This is a genomic window from Microcoleus sp. Pol11C3, assembly GCF_036701485.1.
Classification (GTDB): Bacteria; Cyanobacteriota; Cyanobacteriia; order Cyanobacteriales; family Microcoleaceae; genus Microcoleus.
Genome location: NZ_JAUBQW010000206.1, coordinates 1 through 7,207, shown reverse-complemented (window position 1 = coordinate 7,207; position 7,207 = coordinate 1). Strand labels below are relative to the sequence as shown.

The 7,207-nt window shown below is 47.6% G+C and carries 1 protein-coding gene; it reads left to right on the top strand.

Annotated features, from left to right (window positions below; translation table 11 throughout):
- The first annotated feature begins 310 nt into the window (after positions 1–310).
- Positions 311–7,045 (top strand): amino acid adenylation domain-containing protein, encoded by a 6,735-nt coding sequence (locus QUA40_RS26830; RefSeq protein ID WP_333131521.1) that lies wholly within the window; start codon positions 311–313, stop codon positions 7,043–7,045.
- Positions 7,046–7,207: the final 162 nt, after the last annotated feature.

The window sequence follows — 7,207 nt, the reverse complement described above, 5'->3', positions numbered from 1 at the left end:
GGCACAAGCGGTAGCAGCAGGCATTATTCCCAACGGGTTCGAGCATTGGGTAAAGTTTGGTTTTATTGAAAAAAGAAATTCCCGGATATTCCTGTTAGTCCTTTGTAAGTGCCTTATACCAAGGGCGGTGTCCTATTCTCGGTTGCTTTGGCTTGATTAGGAGTTAGGATAGGTTTTCCCGTTTAGCTTTCCCAAGACTTACGCATTTACAGACTCGGTTAGAGGCAAGCCAACGGATTGCCCCTACAAAAATGCCCTAAATGTTACGCTCGTTCTCGCAACTATCTTATTTGTAATTAAAATTAGACACATGGTAGCTCCTTTTAATAAATCAGAAATCCCAATATTTAAGCCAGAACAGCAACTTAGAAGTGAAGAAAGTTTAACAGACGCCGAACGGCATAAGATATTAGTCGAGTGGAATAACACTCAAAGTGATTATCCTATAGATAAATGTATCCACCAGCTATTTGAGGAACAAGTAGAACGGACGCCCGATGCCGTAGCGATAGTTTTTGAAGGGGAGCAACTGAGTTATCTCGAATTAAACGCAAGGGCAAACCAACTGGCCCATTACCTGCAAAAGAGGGGCGTAGGGCCAGAAGTTTTGGTGGGAATTTGTGTTGAGCGCTCCTTCGAGATGATAGTGGGGCTGCTTGGCATTCTCAAAGCCGGTGGTGCCTACGTTCCGCTAGACCCTGCTTATCCGCAGGAGCGATTGGCCTTCATGCTGGAGGACTCTTCTGTGTCGGTGCTGCTCGCTCAGTCGAAGCTAGTCGAGAAGCTGCCTCCACATTCTGCGTGTGTTGTCTGCTTGGACTCTGATTGGGAAGAAATTGCTTTCCATAGCCAGGAGAAACCTAGCAGCAGTCTCACCCCCGATAACCTAGTCTACGTTATCTACACATCAGGGTCTACAGGCAAGCCCAAGGGTGTACTATTGGCGCACCGGGGACTGTGCAATCTAGCCACATCATCGATTCAGCTATTCGATGTGCAGCCAAGTAGCCGCCTTCTTCAGTTTGCCTCCTTTAGTTTTGATGCCTCGGTTTGGGAGGTTTTCATAGCCCTGGTATCGGGAGCAACACTGATACTGGCAAAGCGGGACTTCTTAATGCCTGGCTCTGCTCTAGCTGGGCTGTTGCGTGACGAAGCCATCACGACGGTTATTCTACCCCCGTCAGTGTTGGCGGTGCTGCCTGCCGAAGAGTTTCCAACATTGCTGACAATTATCGTCGGCGGGGAAGCTTGCAGCGCAAACCTCGTGGCGCGTTGGGCATCAGGGCGTCACTTCTTCAACGCTTACGGACCAACAGAAGCCACTGTTTGTGCCACCGTCGCCCTTTGCACTGACGGAAGTCAAAAGCCTCCCATTGGACGCCCCATCGCCAACACTAAAATTTATATTCTCGACACTCAGAACCAACCCGTACCCATTGGAGAGCCGGGAGAACTCCATATCGGGGGTGTGGGGTTAGCAAGAGGCTACCTTAAGCGCCCCGATTTAACCGAGCAAAAGTTCATCCCTAATCCCTTTAGCGATAAATCAGCTTCTCGCCTTTACAAAACAGGTGACTTAGCCCGTTATTTACCAGACGGCAATATCGAATTCCTCGGTCGCATTGACAACCAAGTAAAAATACGCGGTTTCCGCATTGAACTCGGAGAGATTGAGGCAGTGCTAAGCGCTCATCCAATAGTAGACGCGGTAGCAGTAATAGATCGAGAAGACATACCAAACGAGGAACGTTTGGTTGCTTACATAGTTCCCAAAAAAGACGAAATTAACCAAGTGTCTGCCAAAAGTATGCGGAATTACTTGGCTGACCATTTGCCAGATTACATGATTCCCAGTGCCTTCATCACTTTGCCAGTATTGCCGATAACACCCAACGGGAAAATTGATCGCCGTGCTTTACCCGCACCCTCAAGGAGAGGAAGCGAACTGGAAGAAAACTTGGTCGCACCTCGCACTCCAATTGAGGAGGTACTGGCTGAAATTTGGGTTGAAGTATTGAGAATCGAACGGGTTGGCATTTCCGACAACTTCTTGGAATTGGGTGGACACTCTTTGCTAGCCATCCAGGTGATTTCGCAAGTGCGCGACGCATTGGGGCTAGAGTTACCACTGCGCTGCTTGTTTGAAGCGCCTACGGTAGCGGAACTGGCACAGTATGTGGAAACACTTCAAAAGCATTGCTCCAAATTCCTAATTCCGCCTATCCAACCCGTCGCTCAAATTGAGAACCTGCCTCTGTCTTTTGGTCAAGAACAACTCTGGATACTTCATCAACTCGCACCAGATACTCCCGTTTATAACGAACCTTCAACCATTCGCCTGGCTGGGAATGTCAACGTAGCAGCGTTGGAAAAAGCCCTTAATGAGATTGTCTTGCGTCACGAAATACTGCGGACAACCTATAAAATGGTTGATGGGCAACCGATGCAAGAGATCGCCCCATCCTTGACCGTACCAATTCCAGTAGTAGACCTGCGATCGCTTACAACTTCAGAGCGAGAGGCGGAAGCTTTGCGACTGGCGACACTTGAAGCGCGGCAACCCTTCGACCTTGCCTCTGGGCCAGTGCTGCGAGCTACTTTAATGCGGTTGGACGAAACAGATTGCAGGTTATTTCTGACCGCACACCACATTGTAAACGATGGGATTTCTTCTTATAGTGTCTTCCTACCCGAACTGCAAAACCTTTATCAAGCCTTTTGTGCTGACGAACCCTCGCCGCTAAAAGAACTCCCCATCCAGTATGCAGACTTTGCTGTGTGGCAGCGGCAATGGCTGCAATCAGAGGTGCTGGAACCACAAATTGCTTACTGGAAGCAACAGCTAGCTGACGTGCCCGTGCTACAGTTGCCCACAGACCGCCCGCGAACGGCTCGCCAATCCTTTAGAGGGTCTCGGCAGTGTTTGGCGCTATCTAGGAACTTGACCGACGAACTGTTGGCACTCTCGCGGCGTGAAGGGGTGACGCTTTTTATGACGCTGCTGGCAGCGTTCAAAACATTGCTGTACCGCTACACGGGAGTTGATGACATTCCTGTAGGTACTGTTACCGGAAGCCGCAACCGACCTGAGCTTGAGGGGTCGATTGGGTTTTTCCTTAACACTCTCGTGCTGCGTACAGATTTATCGGGGGACCCTAGTTTCCAACAGCTATTAGAGCGGGTGCGGGAAGTTACTTTAGAGGCAGACGCTCACCGCGACTTGCCATTTGAGCATCTGGTGCAAACACTGCTACCAGAGCGTTCTTCGAGCCGGAACCCCCTGTTCCAGGTTTCCTTTGTCCTCGAACCTCCAATGCCTGCCCTTGATTCTGGTTGGAACATGAGTCAGTTGGATGTGGATACTGGTACGGCCAAGTTCGATCTGACTTTGGAATTAGATGAAAGACCAGAAGGTATTGTTGGGCGGATTGAGTACAGTACGGATTTATTTGAGGGCAGCACCATTTCTCGGATGATAGGGCATTACCAGGCTCTATTAGAAGGAATTGTTGCTAATCCTATTGCGCGAATTTCCGATTTGCCCTTGCTGACACCACCAGAGCGACATCAGTTATTAGTAGAGTGGAACAACACTTGGGCTGAGTATCCGCAGGATAAGTGCATCCATCAGTTATTTGAAAAGCAAGTTGAATGTACACCGGATGCGGTGGCAGTAGTTTTTGAAGAGGAACAACTTACTTATCTAGAGTTGAATGCAAAAGCGAATCAGTTGGCACTCTACCTGCGATCACTCGGAGTTGGGCCAGAAGTTTTAGTAGGCATTTGTGTCGAACGTTCTCTGGATGCCATCGTGGGAATACTAGGCATCCTCAAAGCTGGCGGTGCTTATGTTCCCATAGACCCTGCCTACCCGGTTGAGCGCATTGCCTATATGCTTGATGATTCGCAGCTACCAGTTCTACTGACTCAGAAACAACTGGTTGCCTCGCTACCAGAACATCAAGCACGGGTAGTCTGCTTGGACGCTGATTGGGAAAAAATCTCTGCTGAAAGTGAACTTCCTCCCCAAAGTGATGTAACACCAGAAAACTTAGCTTATGTGATTTACACCTCTGGTTCAACTGGAAAGCCCAAAGGAGTTCTCATTGCTCACCAAGGATTGCGTAATTTAGCGCAGGCACAAATCAAGCTATTTGACGTGCAGCCCGATAGTCGCGTTCTCCAGTTTGCCTCCTTAAGTTTTGATGCTTCTATCTCGGAAATTGTCATGGCTCTGTGTTCGGGGGCGCAGCTTTGCCTGGGAACACGAGAGTCGCTGCAACCGGGACAACCTTTAGTGCGACTATTGCAACAGCAGTCGATTACCCATCTTACTCTTGTGCCATCAGCACTTGCTGCTCTGCCGAATGAGGAGTTGCCAGCATTGCAGAATATTATCGTCGCGGGAGAGCCATGTCCGACTTCTTTGGTCGCTCAATGGGCTGCGGGGCGACGTTTTTTCAATGCTTACGGGCCAACTGAATCCACTGTCTGCGCTACGGTTACACAAGGCTTTGAAGGCATGGACGTTCTACCAATTGGTCGTCCAATTGATAATACTCAAGTGTATATTCTCGATCGCCATAAACAACCCGTTCCTATCGGTGTTCCTGGAGAACTTCACATTGCTGGTGTGGGACTAGCAAAAGGTTATCTCAACCGTCCCGAGCTGACCCAAGAGAAATTTATTCCCAATCCCTTTAGTAATGAACCAGGTTCTCGCCTCTACAAAACCGGCGACTTAGCCCGCTATTTACCGGACGGCAATATTGAATTTCTCGGTCGTATCGACAACCAAGTAAAAATCCGAGGTTTCCGCATTGAACTCGGAGAAATTGAGGCTGTACTGGCAAAACATCCGAACGTGCGCTCAGTGACAGTCATCGATCGAGAAGACACACCTGGAAACAAGCGCCTCGTAGCTTATCTAGTCTCTAACCTTATTCCAGACCGCATTCCTTATCACAGTGAATGCCAACTAGAACTCAACGGTAACGCCATCACAATCCACACACAAGATATCTCCACGGGCGGCGTTGGTTTGGTGGGGGTGCCGGCTATCGAGCGAGGTGAGAGCGTCCGCGTGCGTATGCAACTACCTGGAGAGAGCGAACCGCGCTGGCTTTCTGGGACAGTAGTTTGGTCACGTCCACCACAGGCTGGGATTCGCTTTCATCTTACACCCAGCGAACAGGCTCAAATTGACCAAAGCGTAGATTATCAATTGAACAATCAAGACTTGTGGAAAACTTTGCAGCGCACAGTGACTCGCAACCTGCGCGACTACCTGAAACAAAAGCTACCTGATTACATGATACCGAGCGCGTTTGTGCTGGTGAAAGCGCTGCCGCTAACACCCAACGGTAAAATAGACCGTCGCGCCTTAGCCGCACCAGATAACTTTCACAACGAACAGGAAGATAAATTTGTTGCCCCTCGCACCCCGAGCGAAGCAAAACTGGCTGCTATGTGGGCTGAAGTTTTGGGAGTGCAACAGGTAGGCATCAACGACAACTTTTTTGAATTGGGTGGGCACTCCCTGTTGGCAACCCAAATTATCTCTCGCATCCGGCAAGCTTTTGCGATCGAACTTCCCCTACGCCACTTATTTGAAGCCCCCACCATTGCTTCCCTGGGCAAAATAATAGAGCCTCGACTTCATCCCGTCTCACAGGAAAAATCTTCCGACAGCGCAGTATCTAATAGCCTGCCAGATTTCGTACCTGTCCCACGAGAGACGTACATACCACTATCTTTTTCACAAGAGGCTATATGGTCGGCACAGCAATTGTATCCCGACAGTAGCGCTTACAACAGTCCGATTGCTTTGCGTTTCACAAGAACACTTTGTCCAGAAGCGTTGGAAAAAAGTATTAATGAAATTATCCGCCGTCACGAAATTTTGCGGACTACCTTTCCTCTCGTGGATGGTCAACCCGTACAGGCGATCGCCAATAAGCTGGCTTTACCGCTAGTGATAGTAGACTTGCAAGGCATACCTCTAGCCCAACGAGAAGCCGAAGCTCAAAGGCTTTATGCCGTAGAAGTCCAGTATAAATTTGACTTAACTTCTAGCCCTTTAATCAAGACAACTTTGCTGCACTTGACTCCACAAGAGCATTGGCTGTTAATAACGATGCACCACATCATCACAGATGGCTGGTCTCATCACATCTTTTTACAGGAATTAGATACCCTTTATAATGCTTTTTTAAATGGCTTACCTTCCCCCTTACCAGAAGTGCGATTGCAGTACGCAGATTTTACTCTCTGGCATCGGAAACGATTTAACGAAGAGGTACTTCAAAAGCAACTCTCTTATTGGGTTGAAAAATTGACTGATAGTCCTCAGCCCCTTGAGAACGCACCTGCTGAGACTGTCTGCAATAGTACCAACAGCAAACAAGCTTCTTTCTATTCTGTAGTTCTACCCGCTCATTTTGTTGCATCAATCTTAGCCCTTAGTCGCTCTCAGGGAATCACCCCCTTTGCTATCATTATTACTGCCTTGAATATCCTCTTGTTCAAATGGAGCGGACAAACAGAAATTTTAATCTTAGCCACAATTGGTAACCGCACCATGCCCGAAACTGAAAAAATGCTCGGTTGCTTTATCAACGCCATAATTTTACGTTCGCACCTTTTTAACGATGAGACAGGAATTGAGCTTTTAAAGCGGGTTCAAAAAACAGCTAATGAGGCTATCAATAACAATGATATTTCGTTGTACAAAGTTCTGAAAACCATCAGAAGATTCAGAAAAGTGACCCTATCAGCAGGTATTACTATGGAAGTGCCAGAAAACGCTCATTCTTCTGGGTGGGAAATGCTATCGGAACCACCTATCCAGGAACTTTTTGATGCAGATATTCCTCTAGACTTTAGTGTTTCTTTACCGACGAAAAATTCTAATTTTATTTATTTGGGGGCGACTTTCAGCACAGAACTATTTGCCGAAGAAACTATCAAAAAACTATTTAGTTACTGCCAATATATTTTGCAAAAACTTATCGAATCACCAGACATGAAAATCGGTAATTTTTAGGAAAGAATAAGATAAACACAAAAAAACGTATGTATAAAATGACGAGTTTTACTACATTTCTATCGATATTCGTGTTTATCCTCGTCCTTAGCGGGTGACAACGTACCTATAATGCTTGCTGCATAAAGGATAGAGCCAAGAAGCCGCGCTGAAAATAGAGAC